The organism is Bacillus sp. JK62, from assembly GCF_053663455.1.
Map to the genome: position 1 here is coordinate 38957 of NZ_JBSJQA010000005.1, position 19503 is coordinate 58459.

Annotated in this window: 20 protein-coding genes; 12 read left to right on the forward strand and 8 right to left on the reverse strand. The window is 48.9% G+C overall.

Annotated features, from left to right (window positions below; all coding sequences use genetic code 11):
- Window positions 1-206: 206 nt before the first annotated feature.
- Genes ACWJJ4_RS12600 through ACWJJ4_RS12615 form a run of 4 tightly spaced genes read left to right on the forward strand, consistent with a single transcriptional unit; the run spans window position 207 to window position 3815 of the window.
- On the forward strand, window positions 207-1160 hold the full coding sequence (locus ACWJJ4_RS12600) for an ABC transporter permease (protein ID WP_003156332.1): 954 nt from the start codon (window positions 207-209) through the stop codon (window positions 1158-1160).
- The gene (locus tag ACWJJ4_RS12605; RefSeq protein ID WP_007410274.1) at window positions 1150-2097 is read left to right on the forward strand and encodes an iron chelate uptake ABC transporter family permease subunit; all 948 of its coding nucleotides are present in this window, start codon (window positions 1150-1152) and stop codon (window positions 2095-2097) included. The genes ACWJJ4_RS12600 and ACWJJ4_RS12605 overlap by 11 nt, the downstream gene beginning before the upstream one ends.
- Window positions 2091-2849 carry an iron ABC transporter ATP-binding protein gene (locus ACWJJ4_RS12610; protein ID WP_022552588.1) on the forward strand — a complete coding sequence of 253 codons (759 nt, stop codon included), beginning with the start codon at window positions 2091-2093 and terminating at the stop codon, window positions 2847-2849. Before ACWJJ4_RS12605 ends, ACWJJ4_RS12610 begins: the two co-directional genes overlap by 7 nt.
- A gap of 21 nt (window positions 2850-2870) precedes the next feature.
- On the forward strand, window positions 2871-3815 hold the full coding sequence (locus ACWJJ4_RS12615) for a siderophore ABC transporter substrate-binding protein (RefSeq protein WP_003156329.1): 945 nt from the start codon (window positions 2871-2873) through the stop codon (window positions 3813-3815).
- A gap of 41 nt (window positions 3816-3856) precedes the next feature.
- Here the strand turns inward: ACWJJ4_RS12615 and ACWJJ4_RS12620 are convergent, their stop codons facing one another.
- From ACWJJ4_RS12620 to ACWJJ4_RS12635, 4 genes are all read right to left on the reverse strand, one after another.
- Window positions 3857-5281 (reverse strand): MDR family MFS transporter, encoded by a 1425-nt coding sequence (locus ACWJJ4_RS12620; RefSeq protein ID WP_063636989.1) that lies wholly within the window; start codon window positions 5279-5281, stop codon window positions 3857-3859.
- A gap of 17 nt (window positions 5282-5298) precedes the next feature.
- Entirely contained in the window at window positions 5299-6174 is an 876-nt protein-coding gene (locus tag ACWJJ4_RS12625; protein WP_070081363.1) for a TetR/AcrR family transcriptional regulator, read from the reverse strand.
- 160 nt (window positions 6175-6334) lie between these two features.
- Window positions 6335-7081, reverse strand: coding sequence for an oxygen-insensitive NADPH nitroreductase (gene nfsA / locus ACWJJ4_RS12630; RefSeq protein WP_436335394.1), 747 nt, complete (start codon window positions 7079-7081; stop codon window positions 6335-6337).
- A 16-nt stretch (window positions 7082-7097) separates the two neighbouring features.
- Window positions 7098-7385 (reverse strand): putative quinol monooxygenase, encoded by a 288-nt coding sequence (locus ACWJJ4_RS12635; protein ID WP_003156323.1) that lies wholly within the window; start codon window positions 7383-7385, stop codon window positions 7098-7100.
- A gap of 141 nt (window positions 7386-7526) precedes the next feature.
- Here ACWJJ4_RS12635 and ACWJJ4_RS12640 point away from each other — a divergent pair, with 141 nt between their 5' ends.
- Window positions 7527-7841 carry an ArsR/SmtB family transcription factor gene (locus ACWJJ4_RS12640; RefSeq protein ID WP_003156322.1) on the forward strand — a complete coding sequence of 105 codons (315 nt, stop codon included), beginning with the start codon at window positions 7527-7529 and terminating at the stop codon, window positions 7839-7841.
- Between the two features lie 27 nt (window positions 7842-7868).
- On the opposite strand, the gene gabR is transcribed toward ACWJJ4_RS12640, so the two are convergent.
- Window positions 7869-9278: a MocR-like transcriptional regulator GabR gene (gene gabR, locus ACWJJ4_RS12645; protein WP_077721799.1), complete on the reverse strand. Its 1410-nt coding sequence runs from the start codon at window positions 9276-9278 to the stop codon at window positions 7869-7871.
- A 107-nt stretch (window positions 9279-9385) separates the two neighbouring features.
- Between gabR and gabT the strand changes: the two genes are divergently transcribed.
- From gabT to gdh, 4 genes are all read left to right on the forward strand, one after another.
- Window positions 9386-10693 carry a 4-aminobutyrate--2-oxoglutarate transaminase gene (gene gabT, locus ACWJJ4_RS12650; protein WP_025649992.1) on the forward strand — a complete coding sequence of 436 codons (1308 nt, stop codon included), beginning with the start codon at window positions 9386-9388 and terminating at the stop codon, window positions 10691-10693.
- Window positions 10694-10798: 105 nt separating this feature from the next.
- Window positions 10799-12187 carry a succinate-semialdehyde dehydrogenase gene (gene gabD, locus ACWJJ4_RS12655; RefSeq protein ID WP_003156319.1) on the forward strand — a complete coding sequence of 463 codons (1389 nt, stop codon included), beginning with the start codon at window positions 10799-10801 and terminating at the stop codon, window positions 12185-12187.
- Window positions 12188-12341: 154 nt separating this feature from the next.
- Window positions 12342-13205, forward strand: a complete 864-nt coding sequence (locus tag ACWJJ4_RS12660; protein WP_063174364.1) for a RhaT/GlcU family sugar-proton symporter — start codon at window positions 12342-12344, stop codon at window positions 13203-13205.
- Between the two features lie 20 nt (window positions 13206-13225).
- Window positions 13226-14011 (forward strand): glucose 1-dehydrogenase, encoded by a 786-nt coding sequence (gene gdh, locus ACWJJ4_RS12665; protein ID WP_070081367.1) that lies wholly within the window; start codon window positions 13226-13228, stop codon window positions 14009-14011.
- Between the two features lie 44 nt (window positions 14012-14055).
- Here gdh and ACWJJ4_RS12670 read toward each other — a convergent pair whose 3' ends face one another.
- Genes ACWJJ4_RS12670 through ACWJJ4_RS12680 form a run of 3 tightly spaced genes read right to left on the reverse strand, consistent with a single transcriptional unit; the run spans window position 14056 to window position 16913 of the window.
- Window positions 14056-14667: a YcnI family copper-binding membrane protein gene (locus ACWJJ4_RS12670; protein ID WP_043866834.1), complete on the reverse strand. Its 612-nt coding sequence runs from the start codon at window positions 14665-14667 to the stop codon at window positions 14056-14058.
- A gap of 12 nt (window positions 14668-14679) precedes the next feature.
- Entirely contained in the window at window positions 14680-16308 is a 1629-nt protein-coding gene (locus ACWJJ4_RS12675; protein WP_454021680.1) for a copper resistance CopC/CopD family protein, read from the reverse strand.
- Window positions 16309-16340: 32 nt separating this feature from the next.
- Window positions 16341-16913 carry a DeoR family transcriptional regulator gene (locus ACWJJ4_RS12680; RefSeq protein WP_070081369.1) on the reverse strand — a complete coding sequence of 191 codons (573 nt, stop codon included), beginning with the start codon at window positions 16911-16913 and terminating at the stop codon, window positions 16341-16343.
- A gap of 176 nt (window positions 16914-17089) precedes the next feature.
- Here ACWJJ4_RS12680 and ACWJJ4_RS12685 point away from each other — a divergent pair, with 176 nt between their 5' ends.
- The 3 genes from ACWJJ4_RS12685 (at window position 17090) to ACWJJ4_RS12695 (ending at window position 19503) form a co-directional block, all read left to right on the forward strand.
- Entirely contained in the window at window positions 17090-17431 is a 342-nt protein-coding gene (locus tag ACWJJ4_RS12685; RefSeq protein WP_003156306.1) for a hypothetical protein, read from the forward strand.
- Window positions 17432-17606: 175 nt separating this feature from the next.
- Complete coding sequence (locus ACWJJ4_RS12690) at window positions 17607-19046, forward strand: PTS mannitol transporter subunit IICB (RefSeq protein WP_014720723.1); 1440 nt, start codon at window positions 17607-17609, stop codon at window positions 19044-19046.
- A 25-nt stretch (window positions 19047-19071) separates the two neighbouring features.
- A complete protein-coding gene (locus ACWJJ4_RS12695) occupies window positions 19072-19503 on the forward strand; it encodes a PTS sugar transporter subunit IIA (protein WP_070081370.1) in 432 nt (143 codons plus the stop codon).

The window sequence follows — 19503 nt, forward strand, 5'->3', positions numbered from 1 at the left end:
CCTGCAAATTCTTGATAGACTGATTGTAAAACAATTTAGTGTACGGCCCGCGGATGACCCCTTTTGAAAGCAAAACTGTATTGACTGCGCTTGGAAAGATGATAAGATTATAGTTGTCGTTGATAATGATAATCATTACGAGTGGGGATATATGGGAGTTGTTTGGCAATCAGTCATACCGTTTGTGATGGGTGCAGGGAGGCAGCATGAAGCTACGTTACTTACTTTTGCTACTGGCGGTTTTGGCGTGTACTTCTATATTTATCGGTGTAGAAGATTTGTCGCCGCTGGATATTTTTCATTTAAATAAAGAACAGGCAGGTACATTGTTTGACAGCCGGCTGCCGCGTTTGGTGAGCATTATCATCGCCGGCATGAGCCTGAGCATCTGCGGATTAATCATGCAGCAGATCAGCCGGAATAAATTTGTATCGCCGACGACTGCGGGAACGATGGACTGGGCAAGGCTCGGAATTTTGATTTCATTAATGCTTTTTACGTCAGCGAGCCCGCTTGTGAAAATGTCTATCGCTTTTATTTTCGCGTTGGCGGGAAATTTCCTTTTCATGAAAATCCTCGAGAGAATCAAGTTCAATGATGCGATTTTTATTCCTCTCGTCGGTTTAATGCTTGGGAATATCGTCAGCTCAATCGCCACGTTTATCGCATATAAATACGACCTGATCCAAAACCTGTCATCTTGGCTGCAGGGAGATTTCTCACTGGTCGTCAAAGGCCGGTATGAGCTTTTATATCTGAGTATCCCGCTGGTGATCATCGCTTATGTCTATGCGGATAAATTTACGGTGGCGGGAATGGGAGAGAGCTTTTCCGTCAATCTCGGCCTGAAATACAAACGCGTCGTCAATATCGGTCTGATTATCGTGTCGCTCATCGCTTCACTGGTGATCCTGACCGTCGGGATGCTGCCGTTTCTCGGTTTGATCATTCCCAATATGGTGTCGATTTACAAAGGGGACAACCTGAGGAGCAGCCTGCCTCACACCGCTCTCTTGGGCGCTGTTTTTGTGCTGTTTTGCGACATTTTGGGAAGGGTGATCATCTTCCCGTACGAAATTTCCATCGGCCTGATGGTCGGTGTTATCGGCAGCGGCATCTTCCTGTATATGCTGTTAAGGAGAAAAGCATATGAGTCATAATAAAAAAATTACGCTGCTGGCGGCGCTCGCCATGATATGTATCGGATTCTTTCTGTTCTACGGACTGGGCAATTGGGAATACTCCCTGCCGAGACGATGCTTCAAAGTGCTTGCCATGATGCTCACCGGAGGAGCGATCGCGTTTTCAACGGTCATCTTCCAGACGATTACAAATAACCGCATACTGACACCGGGCATTTTAGGCCTCGATTCCCTGTATATGCTCATTCAGACCGTCATCGTGTTCCTGTTCGGTTCAATGAATATCGTCATGATGAACAAAAATCTTAATTTCGTCATCTCCGTCGGGCTGATGGTGCTCTTGTCACTCGTTTTGTATCAGCTCATGTTTAAAGGCGAGGGGCGGAACGTGTTTTTCCTTCTGCTTGTCGGCGTCGTGTTCGGCACGCTGTTCAATAGTCTGTCATCCTTTATGCAGATGCTGATTGATCCGAATGAGTTCCAGGTTGTTCAGGACAAAATGTTTGCCAGCTTTAACAATATCAACACCGATCTTTTAGGATTTGCCGGTGCTGTCTTTCTTCTGACAGGCATTTATGTCTGGCGGTTCACGCGGTTTTTTGACGTGCTGTCGCTCGGCAGGGAGCACGCCGTCAACCTTGGGATTGATTACGATAAGCTTGTGAAACAGATGCTCATCGTCGTTGCCATTCTTGTGTCTGTCTCTACAGCTCTTGTCGGGCCGATTATGTTTTTAGGACTGCTTGTCGTCAATCTGGCGAGAGAGTTTTTAAAAACCTACAGGCACACGTATTTAATCGCGGGTTCCGTCCTGATCAGCATCGTCGCGCTCGTCGGGGGTCAGTTCGTCGTGGAGAAAGTGTTCACGTTTTCCACGACGCTGAGCGTCATCATTAATTTTGCCGGCGGGATTTATTTTATCTATCTGCTGTTAAAGGAGAATAAATCATGGTAGAGGTCAAAAATGTAAGCAAACAATACGGAGGGAAAGTCGTCCTTGAGAAAACGTCTCTATCCATTCAAAAGGGCAGGCTCACCTCGTTTATCGGTCCGAACGGCGCGGGAAAAAGCACGCTGCTGTCTATCATGAGCCGGCTGATTAAGACGGATTCCGGAGAAATCACGGTCGACGGGCAAGAGATCGGGGCCTGTAAAAGCAACGATCTGGCGAAAAAAATCAGCATCCTGAAGCAGACGAACCAAATCAATATAAGACTGACGATTAAAGACCTGGTCAGCTTCGGCAGATTTCCGTATTCCCAGGGGAAACTGACGGATGAAGATTGGGTGCATATCAATCAGGCCCTCAGTTATATGAAGCTGGATGACTTAAAGGATAAATACCTCGATCAGCTCAGCGGAGGCCAGTGTCAGAGGGCGTTTATCGCGATGATCATCGCTCAGGATACGGACTATATTTTTCTCGATGAGCCGCTGAACAATTTAGATATGAAGCATTCCGTTGAAATGATGAAGCTGTTGAAGCGGCTTGTGGAAGACTTCGGAAAAACGGTCGTCGTAGTGATTCACGATATCAACTTCGCATCCGTATATTCAGACCATATCGTCGCACTGAAAAACGGCCGGATCGTCAAAGAAGGGCCGGCGGAGGAGATCATTGAAACCTCCGTGCTTGAAGATATTTATGATATGACCATCCCGATTCAAGAGATTGACAGTCAGCGGATCGGTGTGTACTTTTCTTAAAAACCAGATGAGGTGAAAGTCATGAAAAAATTCGCATTGCTATTCATTGCGCTAGTTACGATTTTTGTTGTTTCTGCATGCGGAAACGGGGACAAAACATCAGGCAAATCAAAAGAAACAATCACAATCAAAGATGATCTGAACAAAGAAGGAGTCAAAGTGCCGAAGAATCCGAAAAAAGTCGTCGTATTCAACTTCGGAATGCTGGACACGATGGATGAACTCGGTTTACAGGATCACGTGGCGGGACTTCCGAAACAAAACCTTCCAAAATACTTATCTTCATATAATAGTGATAAATACGCCAATACCGGCGGTTTAAAAGAACCGGATTTTGAAAAAGTCGCGGATATTGATCCGGATTTAATCATTATCGCCCACAGACAATCTGATTCTTATAAAGAGTTCTCAAAAATCGCGCCGACGATTTATCTTGATGATGACTATACAAACTACGTTGACAGATTCAAGCAAAACACTGAAGTGATCGGCAAAATCTTTAACAAAGAAAATGAAGTGAAAGATAAGCTTGCGAAAATCGACAAATCCATTGCCGATCTGAAGAAAAAGACAAGCAGCACGGATAAAAACGGGTTAGTGGTGATGGCGAACGACGGCAAAATCAGCGCGTTCGGATCTAAATCAAGATACGGCTTCATTCATGATGTGTTCGGCGTCAAACCGGCTGACAAAAACATCGAAGCCTCACTGCACGGACAAAGCATTTCCTATGAATATATCGCCAAAACAAACCCTGATTACATGTTTGTCGTTGACCGCGGAACAGCGATCGGCACAAAATCTTCAACAAAACAAGTGGTTGAAAATGATTATGTAAAATCGGTGAAAGCCGTGAAAAACAACCATGTTGTCTACCTTGATTCAGCTACATGGTATTTATCAGGAGGCGGCCTGGAATCCATGGCGCAAATGGTGAAAGAAGTAAAAGACGGAATCGAGAAGTAAAAAAAGAACCCGGTCACATACGTGATCGGGATCTTTTTGGTTTACCGCGTAACGGCCTGCTGCTGCTCGGGCTGACGCGGTTTTTTCTTCAATGTAAAAGATAGGAGGAAGCCGGCCAGCGCGATGCAGGCGGCTACAACAAATGCCGCATTCATGCCGTGCAGGGCAGCGTTTGCCGGAGTTGACGCATTGGCGTGCGCGGCCTGGCTGCTCATCACGGAAACGAGCAGCGCCGTACCGATAGAACCGCCGACTTGGCGGACGGTATTGTTCATGGCTGTGCCGTGCGGAATTAAGTGGCGCGGCAGGGCATTGATTCCTGCTGTCGTCACCGGCATCATAATCATGGCTGTTCCCAAAAGCCGCGCGGTATAAACGACGACAATCCAAATGAGAGACGTCGAGTCCGTCAGATTCATAAACGGCAGGGACGTGAGCAGGATGATGAAGAATCCGGTCATCGCAAGGCCTTTTCCTCCGATTCTGTCAAACACCCGGCCGATAAACGGAGACATCATCCCCATCACAATCGCGCCCGGCAAAAGCATTAATCCGGTATCAAACGCGGATACGCCCCGGACCTTTTGCGTGTAAAGCGGGAGAATGGTTTCCGTTCCGATCAGCAGCGCGAAAACAAGCGTTCCGAGCAGGGTGGTCAGGCTGAAAATCCCGAAAGAAAACACACGGAATTCCAGCATCGGTTTTTTGAGCTTCATCTGTCTTGCGATAAAGAAAATCAGCGCGGCCGCTCCGACAAGCAGCGAAGTCAGCACTTCAGTACTGGTCCATCCTGAGGAACCGGCGCTTGAGAAGCCGTAAAGCAGCCCGCCGAATCCGAGGGTCGATAAGATCACGGATAAAATATCAATCTGTGTTTCTCGTAATGTCGTGACGTTTTTCATCAGAATAATCGCTAAAAGCAAATCGATGACTGCGATCGGGAAGATGATGTAAAACAAAGACCGCCAAGAGAATGCTTCAACCGCCCATCCGGAAAGCGTCGGGCCGATCGCCGGCGCGAACGAAATAACCAAGCCGACCATACCCATGGCGCGGCCGCGCTTTTCCATCGGGAAAATCGTGAGAAATACCGTCTGCATGAGCGGAAGCATAATTCCGGCGCCGGCCGCCTGAATAATCCGGGCCGTTAAGAGCACCGGAAAGTTCGGGGCGAATGCGCCGACAATGGTGCCCGCCGTAAAAATACTCATAGCGGAAATCAGGAGGGTGCGGCTCGTAAATTTCTCTATTAAAAATGCGGTAATCGGAATCAAAATCCCGTTTGTCAGCATAAACGATGTTGTCAGCCATTGCGCTTTGTTGGCGTCTATATTGAAGTCATTCATAATGTGGGGCAGCGCCGTGATAAGCAGTGTCTGGTTCAAAATGGCGACGAACGCTCCCGCCAAAAGAATCCCGACAATGACAGAGCGGTTGTATGGTGCAGTTTCAATACTCTTATTCAAGCTGATTCCTTCTTTCTTTATAGTTTGAGCAATGTTTTAACGGCTGCAAGCGGCTGGTGCAGCGGTCCGGCCTGCTCCAAATAACCGATGAGCGCTTTTATAAGAAAATCCCGCGGCTGTTTGTCCGCTGATTCTTTCTCCAGCATAACCGCCGCGGAAGTGAGTCCTGCGGCATCATATTTTTCCTCCGGAAGGGCTGAGACAGCTTCTTTCAGTTCCTTCAGGCTTTCAGCCAGCAATACGGTTTTGTCTTTCGGCTCAAATGAGGAAGCGGAGGCGGTATAAAGGTCAATCATCTCCTGAGGCAAAGCCGTTTCGGTTTTCCTGTTTTCGACGATGAGATTGAGATGGCGGATGATAAAGTCCGTGAGCGGCTCCAGAGCGAGCGGTTCTTTTTCCAGCTTAATCAGCGTGATGCATTCTCTCAGGAGCCCCTGCAGGACGATCACCAGCTCCCATACATAAGGAATAATGTCTTCGCCGTACGTCTGAATCAGTGAATCGCGATGCCAGCAGATAAAGGTGGAGCGGGCCCTGTGAATATGCCGTTTTACCCGCTCATTAATGGAAGAGGGGCTTCCGTACATCAGCATATTAAAAAACTGCTGATTGCGCCTGAAGCCTTCAAGCTCAGCCATCAGTTTTTTGGCAAACCGTTCCTCAGGGGAGAGGCTCGTTTCTTCATTCAATAATGAAGCGGCCGCTACCATCTGTTTCTGGTTAAAATCGAGCAGCTCCAGGAGCAGGTCTTCCTTTGATTCAAACAGCTTATATAAAGATGCTTTGGAGACTTTGCACTCCTCTGCGATCGCCTGCATCGAAACCGACGAAAAGCTTTTCCCGGAAAAAAGCTTCCTTGCCGCCAGCAGAATATCCGTTTTCTTATCATTCATAAGCCCAGATTCCTTCTTTCGTCACAATAGAAAACCCATCGGTTCACAGAAAACCAATGAGTATATGATGAAAATATTAACAAAAATTTTCACATAGTGTCAACGCTTTTGTTTGAGAAATAGAAAAAACCTGCCGGAGTGTTCCGGCAGGCTGATACGTTTATTTATCCGTCTTAAATCCTTGTTTTTCAAGCATTTCACGAATGTGAGGATAATAAACCTGCTTATAGTAGGAAGTGATGCTTTGTGACCAGTTTCTTGTTTCCTGTCCGTCGGTGCGTTTTTTCATGTATTCGGACATCTGCTTGTCATAGGCCTCGATATGGGTTCTTAAATCTTCTTCTTGATACGTTTCATGATGCAGAACGGCTGCTTGCGGCAGACGCGGTTTTTTCGCGGAGCGGTCTGCCGGATGGCCGATGACGAGACCGGAAACCGGGAAAACGTATTTCGGAAGTTTCAGCAATTCAATGAGTTCGTCAGGCTTGCCGCGCACGGCGCCGATCGGCACAGTGCCGAGTCCCATTGATTCAGCCGCAGCCGTTGCCGTACCCAGCGCAATCCCGACATCTACGGCTCCGACTAGAACGGACTCTAAACCGTTCGTGATCTCAAGCGGTGTATCATTATATTCTTCAAGCGCAATTTTGGCGCGGTTAAAATCAGCGCAGAATAAAAGGAAAACCGGCGCTTGGTCAATCCACGGCTGGCCGCCGGCCAATTCGGATATTTTTTTCTTCCGCTCCTTATCTTTCACCGCAATAACGGTAAATTGCTGGCCGTTAATGGAAGTCGGCGCTGCCTGAGTTGCTTGGATGATAAGATCCAGCTGATCATCCGATACGGGTTCATCTGTGTAGCTGCGGATGGAACGGTGGTCTGTTAATATTTGAAGGACTTCGTTCATGTCATTCATCCTTTCGTTACTCTGACAGTTCTGTGCGGACGACGTCAAGCGGCGCACTCAGCACTTCTTTTGCTTTTGCCACGAATCCTTGGAAATGGTCAGTTGCGTTGTGGAATTTCATCGCTTCTTCATCTTTCCATTGCTCAAGCATAACGAATGTATTTTCCTCACCGACTTTTTCGAAAAGGTCGTATTGCACATTTCCTTCTTCCGCGCGTGAATGCTGAACAAGTGATTGCGCTTCTCCTAAAAATTCCTCGCGTTTATCCGCTTTTACTTTCATGTAAGCCTGTAAGACGATCATTGTTATTCCTCCTGATTGGGTTTATTTGTTATAGTTCGAATATTATCGAACTAACTGTAACATGTTTCGCAGTGAATGGTAAAGGAAAAACCCTCACCGCCTAAATTGTCACCCGCCGCTTTTATGTGTTACATTTGACTCATGAACATTCCAAACCATCCTGAAACCGACCGCTTACAGCTGACAAAGGTTCTTCATGCTCTGAGTGATCCGCTCCGCTTAGAGCTGGTCAAACAATTGGCGGAAACAACAGAAAAAACGTGCGGTACCTGCGCTGATGTCCGGGTCGCCAAATCAACGCTGTCCCATCACTTCAAAGTGCTGCGGGAAGCGGGGATCGCCCAAGTGCGCATAGACGGGAAGCACCGTTATTATTCCCTGCGCAAAGATGATTTACAAGCGGCGTTTCCCGGCCTGCTGGAGGCGATTTTGCAGACAGAACCGGACCGCTGGTAAATAAGTCCCCGAATTCCGGGGGTTTTTTTATGCGCCGAAAACCGCCCGGTAAAGCCTGAGGACGCCTTCTTGAATATCGCTCTCCTTCAGGCGGGCGAACCCCAGAATGAGCTGGGGCTTATTTGAATCGCCTCCCGTTTTCAGACGGAACCGGCTCATCGCAAACAGATCGAGCTGTTCTGCATCAGCCCGTGCCAATATCTCTTTTTCTGAACGGGCGCAGTCAAACTCAGTGACAAAATGAAGCCCCGCATTGGCGCCCTTTACACTGATTCTTTCTCCGAATGTTTCTTCCAAAGCCGAAATGAGGCGTTCCCGCATGTTCTTATAATGCTGCTTCATCTTTTTAATATGTTTCTGATATTCACCTGAGTCGATAAATTCTTTCAGCGCGAGCTGGGCAAGCGTGCTGCACGTATGCAGGTCATACGTTCTCTCTTTGAACGTCCGCAAAAGCCCGGGCGGCAGAACCATATAGCTGATGCGCAGACCTGGGAAAAGGGATTTTGAAAAGGTCCCCATGTAGATGACATTTTGAAACCGGTCAAGGCTTTGAAGCGCCGGTATCGTATCGGCGTCATATTTAAATTCACTGTCATAATCATCTTCAATGATGAAGCGGCCGTTCTGTTCGGCGGCCCAGTTTAAAAGCTGAATCCGCCGGGAAGCGGGCATGATCACGCCTGAGGGGAATTGATGGGAAGGCGTGGTGATCAATACACAGGGCCGGCGTTTTTCGATTTCGGCCATGGACATGCCTTTTTCATCAAGGCTGATCGTCGCAACCTTTTTCCCGAGGTTTTGCAGCAGCCGGTACATCCTCATATATCCCGGGTTCTCCATGGCGTACAGCGCGTCTTTTGGCAGCAGTTCCGTCAGCAGCTGCATCAGCATTTGCGTGCCCGCCCCGAGCACGATTTGTTCCGGGCGGCATGTAACGCCCCTTGTCAGGGAAATAAGCCGCGAAATGGTTTCACGGACTTCATATAAGCCTTGCGGATGGACGAGGTCTCCGAGTGTATGAAATGAACGGGCGGCTGCTTTATGCTCACAGCGGAACCAGCTTTTCAGGGGAAAATGCGCCGTATCCACGCTCATATGAGAAAACGAAATCCAGCCGCTCTTATCCGGCTCCCGCTCTTTTAAATCTTCAGGCAATGAGAGCGAAGGCGTTTCTTCATGATAAACCGTATCAATTTCCTCCACGAAAAAGCCTTTTCTTTCGACTGCATATAAATAACCTTCCGAAAGCAGCTGCTGATAAGCTGAATTCACTGAATTCACGCTGACCTTCAGCGTCTCGGCAAGCTCCCGTTTAGACGGCACCTTTGTATGAGGCATCAGGCTGCGTTTCAAAACGGCCGCTTTTATGTGCTGATAGATCTGCTGATAGATATAATCCGCCGTTTCCGAATGATCAATGGAAATCGTCAGCATCCAGACCCTGCTCCTTTCTGATACCATAGAAAAATTGATTTTGGTACTTTTCATCATACCAAAAAGAAGTCAGAATGATAAGAAAACAATGCAGGGGGATGCAATCTATGAGTCGAACAGCATCATCGGAAGTGACAACAGCCCAGTGGCAGCAAAAACGGGATCAATTCGTTTCCAAGGGGGTCGGCAACGGAAACCGCAGCATGGCGGTAAAAGGGGAAGGGGCGCTTTTGTACGATTTGGACGGCAGACGATTCATTGATTTTGCCGGAGCGATCGGAACGCTGAATGTCGGCCATTCCCATCCGAAAGTGGTGGAGGCCGTGAAGAAACAGGCGGAGGATCTGATTCACCCGGGATTTAACGTCATGATGTATCCGTCTTATATTGAGCTGGCCGAAAAACTTTGCGGCATTGCGCCGGGAGATCATGCGAAAAAAGCGATTTTTCTCAATTCGGGGGCGGAAGCGGTGGAAAACGCCGTGAAAATCGCCAGAAAATATACGAAGCGCCAGGCTGTCGTGTCATTTACAAGAGGGTTCCACGGCCGCACGAACATGACGATGAGCATGACGAGCAAGGTGAAGCCTTATAAATTCGGTTTCGGCCCGTTTGCCTCAGAGGTGTATCAGGCGCCGTTTCCTTACTATTATCAAAAGCCGGCCGGCATGAGCGACGAGCAGTATGACGACTTTATCATCAGCGCTTTTGAGGATTTCTTTATCGCCGCAGTTGCACCGGAAACCGTCGCCTGTGTCGTAATGGAGCCGGTTCAGGGAGAAGGCGGCTTCATCATTCCTTCAAAACGTTTCGTGCAGCACGTCGCCGCTTTTTGTAAAAAACACGGTATCGTTTTTGTAGCGGATGAGATTCAGACCGGTTTTGCCAGAACGGGAACGTATTTTGCGATTGAACATTTCGAAGCCGTCCCTGATTTGATCACCGTATCCAAATCACTTGCAGCCGGATTGCCGCTGAGCGGAGTCATCGGCCGGGCGGAAATGCTTGATGCCGCCGCGCCGGGGGAACTCGGGGGCACATATGCGGGAAGCCCGCTCGGCTGTGCGGCTGCGCTCGCCGTCCTGGATATTATAGAAGAAGAAGGGCTGAATCAGCGTTCCGAAGAGATCGGCCGCATCATCGAGCATCAAGCGCTCGAGTGGAAAAAAGAGCATGCCTGCATCGGAGAAGTGCGCAGACTCGGCGCGATGGCGGCCATCGAAATTGTCAAAGATCCGCACACGCGGGAACCGGACAAAGCAAAAGCCGCGGCGATCGCTAAAACGGCGAACGAGAACGGACTGCTGCTGCTGACGGCCGGCATTAACGGCAACATTATCAGATTCCTGACGCCGCTTGTCGTGACGGATGAGCAGCTCAAAGAAGGCCTTTCCATTATCGAAGCAGCTCTGTGAGTTCAATTATTGGAATGCCGCCGGATGTGTCTGCTATCATGAAAGTGTGAGATACATCAACAAGCATTCAATGGTTTTACTATAGGAAAGAAAGGAATGTTCAATATGCCAGAACAATTAACAGTGTACAACCCGGCAACGGGAGAGGCGATCGAAAGCATCCCCCAGCAGACGGCCGAAGATGTTGAAAAAGCGATTGAACGTTCACATCAAGCGTTTCAATCATGGTCCAAAACATCAGCGGGAGAACGTGCCTCACTTTTGAGAAAATGGTATGAGCTGATTGTTGAAAATAAAGAAGAACTTGCGGAATTAATTACGAAAGAAAACGGCAAACCGTACGAAGAAGCGGTCGGAGAAGTTTTATACGGCGCCGGCTATATTGAATGGTTCGCTGAAGAAGCAAAACGGATTTACGGCAGAACCGTACCTGCGCCGACAACGGGCAAACGGATTGTCGTCACCCGTCAGGCGGTCGGCCCGGTAGCCGCGATTACGCCGTGGAATTTCCCGAATGCGATGATTACAAGAAAAGCCGCGCCCGCTTTGGCGGCAGGCTGTACGTTCATCATCAAACCGGCGGAGGATACGCCGCTTTCCGCTTACGCCCTTGCGCGTCTCGCATATGAAGCGGGAATTCCGAAGGACGTGCTGCAAGTGGTGATCGGTGACGGAGCCGAAATCGGAAACGTCTTCACCAGCAGCCCGAAAATCCGCAAAATTACCTTTACCGGCTCAACGCCTGTCGGCAAAATTCTGATGAAAAACAGCGCCGACACCGTAAAACATATGTCAATGGAGCTTGGCGGACATGCGCCGCTGATCGTGGATGAAGACGCTGATCTTGATCTGGCGGTAGCCCAAACAATGGCCTCTAAATTCAGAAATGCCGGCCAAACCTGCGTCTGTGCGAACCGTCTGATCGTACACGAATCCGTGAAAGACGAGTTTGCGAAAAAACTGAGTGAAGAAGCTGCGAAACTCAAAGTCGGAAACGGTCTTGAAAAAGGCGTAAATGTCGGCCCTGTCATCAACAAAAAAGGCTTCGATAAAATCGTCGGCCAAATTAATGACGCCGTGGAAAAAGGCGCAGAAGTGCTGACGGGCGGAACGTATGACCAAAACGATGAAAAAGGATGCTATTTCGTGACGCCGACCGTGCTTTCAAATGTAGACACATCCATGAACATCATGCATGAAGAAACTTTCGGCCCGGTTGCGCCGATCGTTACGTTCTCAGATATTGATGAAGCGATCAAGCTTGCGAACGATACGCCGTTCGGGCTTGCGGCTTATTTCTTCACAGAAAACTACCGCCGCGGCATCTATATTTCTGAACAGCTTGAATACGGCATCATCGGCTGGAATGACGGCGGTCCGTCCGCGGTTCAAGCGCCGTTCGGAGGAATGAAAGAAAGCGGCATCGGCCGTGAAGGCGGTACGGAAGGCATTGAACCGTACCTGGAAACCAAATACATGTCTATCGGACTTTAATGAGCCGAAAAGAAAGCCCCGCTTCTAAGCGGGGCTGTTTTTATTGAGCGGTCTGCCGGTGAATATCGCCGGTAGGCTTTTTTGATCTTGCGGGAATAATCGGTTCGATTCCAGACAAAATAACAGCAAATACGATTGAAAGAAGGTCGCCATCATGGATATATTACTGGCTCTTCTCCCGGCTTTATTTTGGGGGAGCATCGTGTTATTTAACGTCAAATTAGGCGGCGGGCCTTACAGCCAGACGCTGGGAACGACAATCGGGGCGCTCATCGTTTCGTTTGTGCTGTATCTGTTTGTCCACCCGGTCCTGTCCGGGCGCATTTTTATTGTCGGCATCATCTCGGGGCTGTTTTGGTCGCTCGGCCAAAGCAATCAGCTTAAAAGCATACAGCTGATGGGCGTTTCAAAAACGATGCCGATATCAACGGGAATGCAGCTCGTCTCGACTTCTTTGTTCGGTGTGATCGTATTCAAAGAATGGTCAACCCCGATCGCGATTACGCTGGGTATTCTCGCCCTTATTTTTATCATCATCGGGATTGTGCTCACATCTTTAGAAGATAAAAAGGGGCGGGCGGACGGAGAACCGGGAAACTTAAAAAAAGGCATTGTTATCCTGCTGATCTCCACGCTCGGCTATTTGGTCTATGTCGTCGTCGCCCGGCTGTTCGGTGTATCCGGATGGTCAGCGCTTCTGCCGCAGGCGATCGGGATGGTCATCGGCGGACTGCTCCTGACGTACAAGCATAAACCGTTTAATAAGTACGCCATCAAGAACATTCTGCCGGGAATCATCTGGGCGCTCGGGAACATGTTTCTGTTCATCTCACAGCCGCGCGTCGGAGTTGCGACAAGTTTTTCCCTCTCTCAAATGGGGATCGTCATCAGCACGCTCGGCGGAATCTTCATTCTTCGTGAGAGCAAAACGAAGCGTCAGCTGGTCGCCATTGCCATCGGGATTATCCTGATCATTGTAGCCGCGGTATTCTTAGGCGTTGCGAAATCAAATTCATAACATATGCAGGAGGTTTGAACATGTACACGGATTTAAAAGGAAAAGTCGTTGCCATTACGGGAGCTTCATCAGGATTAGGAAAAGCGATGGCGATCCGTTTCGGACAGGAGCAGGCGAAAGTCGTCATTAACTACTATAGTAATGAAAAAGACGCCCAAACCGTTAAAGAAGAGATTCAAAAAGCGGGAGGCGAAGCGGTCATCGTTCAAGGAGACGTCACAAAAGAAGAAGATGTCAAAAACATCGTGCAGACTGCGGTGAAGGAATTCGGCACATTGGATGTCATGATCAATAACGCCGGCATGGAAAATCCGGTTCAGTCGCATGAAATGCCGCTCAAAGACTGGAACAAAGTCATCAATACGAATCTGACCGGCGCTTTCTTAGGAAGCCGCGAAGCCATTAAATATTACGTAGAGAATGATATTCAAGGAAACGTCATTAACATGTCAAGCGTACATGAAATGATTCCGTGGCCGCTGTTTGTTCACTACGCGGCGAGTAAAGGCGGTATCAAATTGATGACGGAAACGCTGGCGCTTGAGTACGCGCCGAAGCGCATCCGTGTTAACAATATCGGACCGGGAGCCATCAATACGCCGATCAACGCGGAAAAATTTGCGGATCCCGTTCAGAGAAAAGATGTGGAAAGCATGATTCCGATGGGATATATCGGTGAGCCGGAAGAAATCGCGGCTGTCGCCGTCTGGCTTGCTTCAAAGGAATCAAGCTATGTGACCGGCATTACGCTGTTTGCTGACGGGGGAATGACCAAATATCCGTCTTTCCAGGCAGGCCGCGGATAAGAAAAAAGCGATCGCAGGCTCTTTAGAGCCGGATCGCTTTTTGCTTACGCGCGTTTTTTCTTTACAAGCGCCGCGATGGAAAGGATAATTGCCGCAGCTGACAGAACGATGGCTGCAATATCAAGCGCTGATACGCCGGATTTGCTTTCTTCGTTTGACTGTTCAGCTCCGTGCGCATCCGTCACGCTGGCCGATTTCGTGATTTTCGTAATCGAGTGAGGCGTGTCGGCTTTCTCATCACCCGTCCATTCTACAATGCTGCCGTCTTTGTAATATTGGTAAGCGTCCCAAGCGGCATCTCCGCTCTTTTCAGGATTTTTCGCAACGAATGTGAACTGCTGGAATTGGCCGGGCTGAATGCCGCCGTCCTTTGCTTCCCAAGTGACGGAGACCGCTTTGTCATCATGTTTGGATACGGATGTTTTCCAGCCCGGAATCGGCTGATACTGCTGAAATTCAACGCCGGCGGGCATTTTCAGCACGACTTTCGTTGTCGGCTCATTCTTTTCCACAGGCACTTTCATCGTGTATGTTTCCCAAGAACCGGCCGCGGATTCCGCGGGTTTGACTGAGACGTGGGCGCTTGCTGCCGCCGTAAAACCGACGAGTGACAGGGTCACGGCGGATATGAATATTAAAGCCTTTTTTTTCAACATGAGATACACTCCTTAGTTTGTCGTTGAGAATATTTGGTTGATTTCATTAAAATCGTTTGTCAGCCCGTGGACTTTGATCTTCCAGTTTCCCTTTTCGGTGATGGACAGGTTGGCGGCTTCGAATGTGCCTTCCTTCGTTTTCTTCAAATCAAAGGTGCTTTCATGCTGTTTGCCGCTGAAGCCCGTCTGGTAAACAGTGACCGTAAATTGCTGAATGTCTTTTACTAAGCTGCCGTTATGATCGGTGACAATGACTTGAAATTCATTTTTACCCGGCTGGTTCGGCGTAATGTGCAAGGATAGGGTCTCCCCGTTTCCGATCGTTTCTGAGCCGTTAAAAGGCAATGGCGCAGGCGGCGGCGGGCTGGGCAGGCTTGTGAAGACGGCGGTTGTGAATAACACCGCAATACCAAGTGCCCATTCGGCCTTTATCGTTGCGCTGATGCTCCTTTTTCTGCTGAACTTCGTCATACATACGTGAACGGCGCCGAGCGCAAGCATGATGACAAACAGTCCGATTTTCAAAAGGAGCGTCTTGCCGTAAGCGGTGTGAAAGAGTGAATCAAACGAGCGGATAATGAAAAATCCGTTCAGCACACCTGAAAATAACAGCACGCCCACAGAGGCGAATGCCCAAGGAGAAAACCGTCTGACCGTTTCCCAAGCGATGGTTTTATCGGTTTTTCTCCACTCTGATGAAAGAAGCAGCACAAGAGCGGCTATACCGCCCATCCATACAGACGCGGCCGATAAATGGAGAAAGTCCATCGCGATGCCGACCGCTTTTTCGTCGATAACGGCTGCATGCCCGGCGAATGCTTTTGCCAAAAGCGAAGCGAAGAAGAATAACAGCGGCGCCGTCCAGTACGCAAATGACCGGAATGCTTTCTTCTTCAGCATCGGGATCATGGACAGGGCGAGCAGGATAAATAAGCTGATCTGGATCATCCAGACGTACCCGCCTGCCGTTTTCAGAAGCGTTTCTTTTACATAGTCCGGCTGAAACGCGGCGCTCCAAGCGCCGCCCGCGTTTTCTTTCGTCTGGATCGGGAGCTGGCACACGAGCGCGAGCCCCGTTAAACATAAAGAAATCACGAGCAGCTTTACAGTTCGTTTTGCTTTTGATGAATCTTTATTATTTCTGTACCAAAACAGATGGAAAAAAGCCGTGCCGATAAACAGGGAGATAGCGGTGTACAAAATACCGCGGTCGATGGCCGCTTCGGGATGAAGCGCCGCTTGCGATGATGTCTGCTCCTGAAGTTCACCGCCGGCTTTTCCGATACTGAAAGGGATGACGCCGGATACCGGATGTCCGTCGGCCGATACCGCGTTCCATTCCGCTCTGTAAATATCATGCGGCAGATTTTTTTTCAATGCCGCGGTCATGATGCGGGCATCATTTTTTTGAATCACCGTTTTGCCCGCGTCAACCCGTTCGCCGGATGAATTATAGACCTTAATGGAGTGGAAGCCTTCTTCAATCTGTTCATTAAACTCAATTTCAATCTGCTTCGGCGCTTGTTTTAATTCGCTGTTCTCTCCCGGATTTGAGTTTGTGATGTAGGCGTGGGCGAAGCTTGTTTTCGGAATCAAAACAAGGAACAGCAAAAAGATGAGCCAGCGTTTGTTCTGTCTCATGGATGATGACACCGCCTTCCGGTTGGTTGTTGTTATGTCTTGCTGCAGGTGCATCCCTTCTGCCTGTCGTGTAAGATGATGTCCGCCGCCTCGTCAAAGGTGCAAATGACCCCGCCGAATCCTTTTTGAAACCGTTCTGCGTAATCAAGCGTTGAGAAGGGAATCGCCTGAGGCCGGCAGCAGTGAAGGTCAATATCGGCATGGACTAAAAAGTATGCGGAAGCGGCCGTCAGTGTCGTCTGGAGAAGAAAATCCTTACAAATGACGTGGGACACTTCTTCCTTTTTATCCTCATACCGCAAAATCGCGCAATGAATGCAGCACATCTGCTCAACGGCTTGGGAAACGGTAATAAGCTGAACAGAATACGAATGCTGAATCGGCCGCAGGCAATAGCCGCATTGATTGGCGCTTTGTTCTGAAGCGGGAGGGAGCGTAATGCCGCCGGGTGTCCGGATAATCCGGTTTGCATCCGCCAGCTGATTGACGTCTCTGTACACGGTCATCTCGGAGACGCCGAATCTCTCGCTTATGTCAGAGATTTTCAGCGCGCCCTCTTCTTTCAGCCATTCAAGCAAGGTTTGCTGTCTGTGAATCGGAAGCAATTCTGCATCCTCCTTTTTATGCGAATGAGTGATGAACCTCCCTCTAAGAGTAGATGTTTTCACAAATGCACACAAGAGCCTGATGATAAAATATGTGAAAAAATGTTGAACAATCACAAATGTAAAACACGCAGTCGGACTCTGTTATAATAGAAGAGTTGAATGGAGGAATAAACATGAAAGAAACGACCTGCCCGAACTGCGGCAAGCCGATTACAGGCGACATGGTCAGATCATCCATGATCCCGTGCCAGTTTCAGTGCGGGCATTGCCATGTGAAATTGCGTGAATATAAAGTATCAGCTCCGATTATGGCTGCGGCCATTGCGATCACGGTGCTTTTGATTTATCTTGTGCAGATGGCCAGAACCGCCGTCATGCCGATGTTTCCGGCAGCGCGGTATGTGCCGGCCGCCATTTTCGCGCTCGTATGTGCGTATCCGGTGTTTATTGTCAGTGAGCGGCTCATTGCCAAGCTCGTCGTCACAAAAGGACACATTATATACAGAAAGCGGTAAGACACCTTTGATGAGGTGTCTTTTTTTTGTTAAGGATTTGTCACAGTCTCTGTGCCAAACTCCTCTTTACTTTTCATTGAATGGGGATTGTAAGCGTTTTATGATGAAGACACAGGGGAGAGAGAAACCCCGTGTCTTATTTATTTTCATCTGAAGGCAGGCAAACAGGGAGGGAATGAACATGCAGCAAGAACAGCAAGCTGGCATGAAAGTGAAGATACAGCGGTTCGGCAGTTATTTAAGCGGTATGATCATGCCGAATATCGGCGCATTTATCGCATGGGGAATTATCACCGCGCTGTTTATTCCGGCGGGATGGTTTCCCAATCCGCAGCTGAATACATTGGTAAGCCCGATGATTACGTATCTTCTGCCGCTTTTAATCGCATATACGGGCGGAAAAATGATCTATGATCACCGCGGGGGAGTCGTCGGAGCGACGGCCGCCATCGGAGTCATTGTCGGAGCGGACATTCCGATGTTCTTAGGGGCAATGATTATGGGGCCTTTGGGCGGTTATCTCATTAAACAATTAGATCGTGTGTTTAAAGATAAAGTCAGACAGGGTTTTGAAATGCTGATCAACAACTTCACGGCGGGAATTATCGGCGCGGTGCTGACGATTATCGCGTTTTATGCGATCGGCCCGGTCGTCCTGTCTCTTAACAAATTGCTGGCGGCGGGTGTGGAAGTCATTGTCCACGCGAATTTGCTGCCGATTGCAAGCGTTTTCGTAGAACCGGCGAAAGTCCTGTTCCTGAATAACGCGATCAACCACGGCATTTTAAGTCCGATCGGAATCGAGCAGGCCGCCAAAGCGGGTAAATCCATTCTGTTCTTAGTGGAAGCGAACCCCGGACCGGGACTCGGTATTTTACTGGCCTATATGTTCTTTGGGAAAGGCTCTTCAAGATCAACAGCTCCCGGAGCGGCGATCATTCATTTCTTCGGGGGGATTCATGAAATCTATTTCCCTTACATTTTAATGAAACCGATGCTGATCCTCGCGGCGATCGCCGGGGGAGCGAGCGGACTGCTTACATTCTCGATCTTTAACGCGGGTCTTGTCGCCGCATCATCTCCGGGAAGCATCATCGCCATTTTGGCGCTGACGCCGAAAGGAAGCTATCTCGGCGTGCTGGCGGGCGTCATCGTTGCCGCGGCCGTATCGTTTATCGTCTCGGCGCTTATTCTGAAATCGTCTAAAGCGGGCGAAGAAGATTTGACAGCCGCGGCGGAAAAAATGCAGGAAATGAAAGGCAGGAAAAGTGAAGCGGCGGCCGCATTGGCAGACAAAGAGGAAGAGCCGGAAAACAGCGCCGCTGATATTTCCGCTGACCAAGTCAGCCGCATTATCTTCGCATGTGACGCGGGTATGGGATCGAGCGCAATGGGCGCCTCCATTTTAAGAAACAAAGTGAAAAAAGCAGACCTGGATATTGATGTGACAAATACGTCGATCAATAATCTTCCGAATGACGCGGATATCGTCATTACGCATAAGGACCTGACTGACCGCGCGAAAGCGAAGCTGCCGCAGGCGGTGCACATTTCGGTTGATAATTTCTTAAACAGCCCGAAATACGATGAACTGATTGAAAAGCTTAAAAACTAATCAAACAGAAAGAGGGATCTTCATCATGGAAGTATTGGCTAAAGCGAACATCAAACTGAACCAGACAGTGAACTCAAAAGAGGATGCCATCCGCCTGGCGGGACAGACGTTGATTGATAACGGTTACGTGAAGAACGGCTATGTGGAAAAAATGTTCGAACGTGAAGAAACATCATCCACGTTTATGGGGAATTTCATTGCGATCCCGCACGGAACGGAAGATGCGAAGGATGAGGTGCTTCATTCAGGCATTTCCGTCATCCAGATTCCGAACGGTGTGGAATATGGTGAAGGCAATACGGCAAAGGTCGTTTTCGGTATCGCCGGAAAAAACAATGAACACTTAGACATCCTGTCAAACATCGCCATCATCTGCTCAGAGGGAGAAAACATCGAACGGCTGATCAGTGCAAAGACGGAAGAAGAACTGGCCGCTATTTTCAGCGAGGTGAACTGA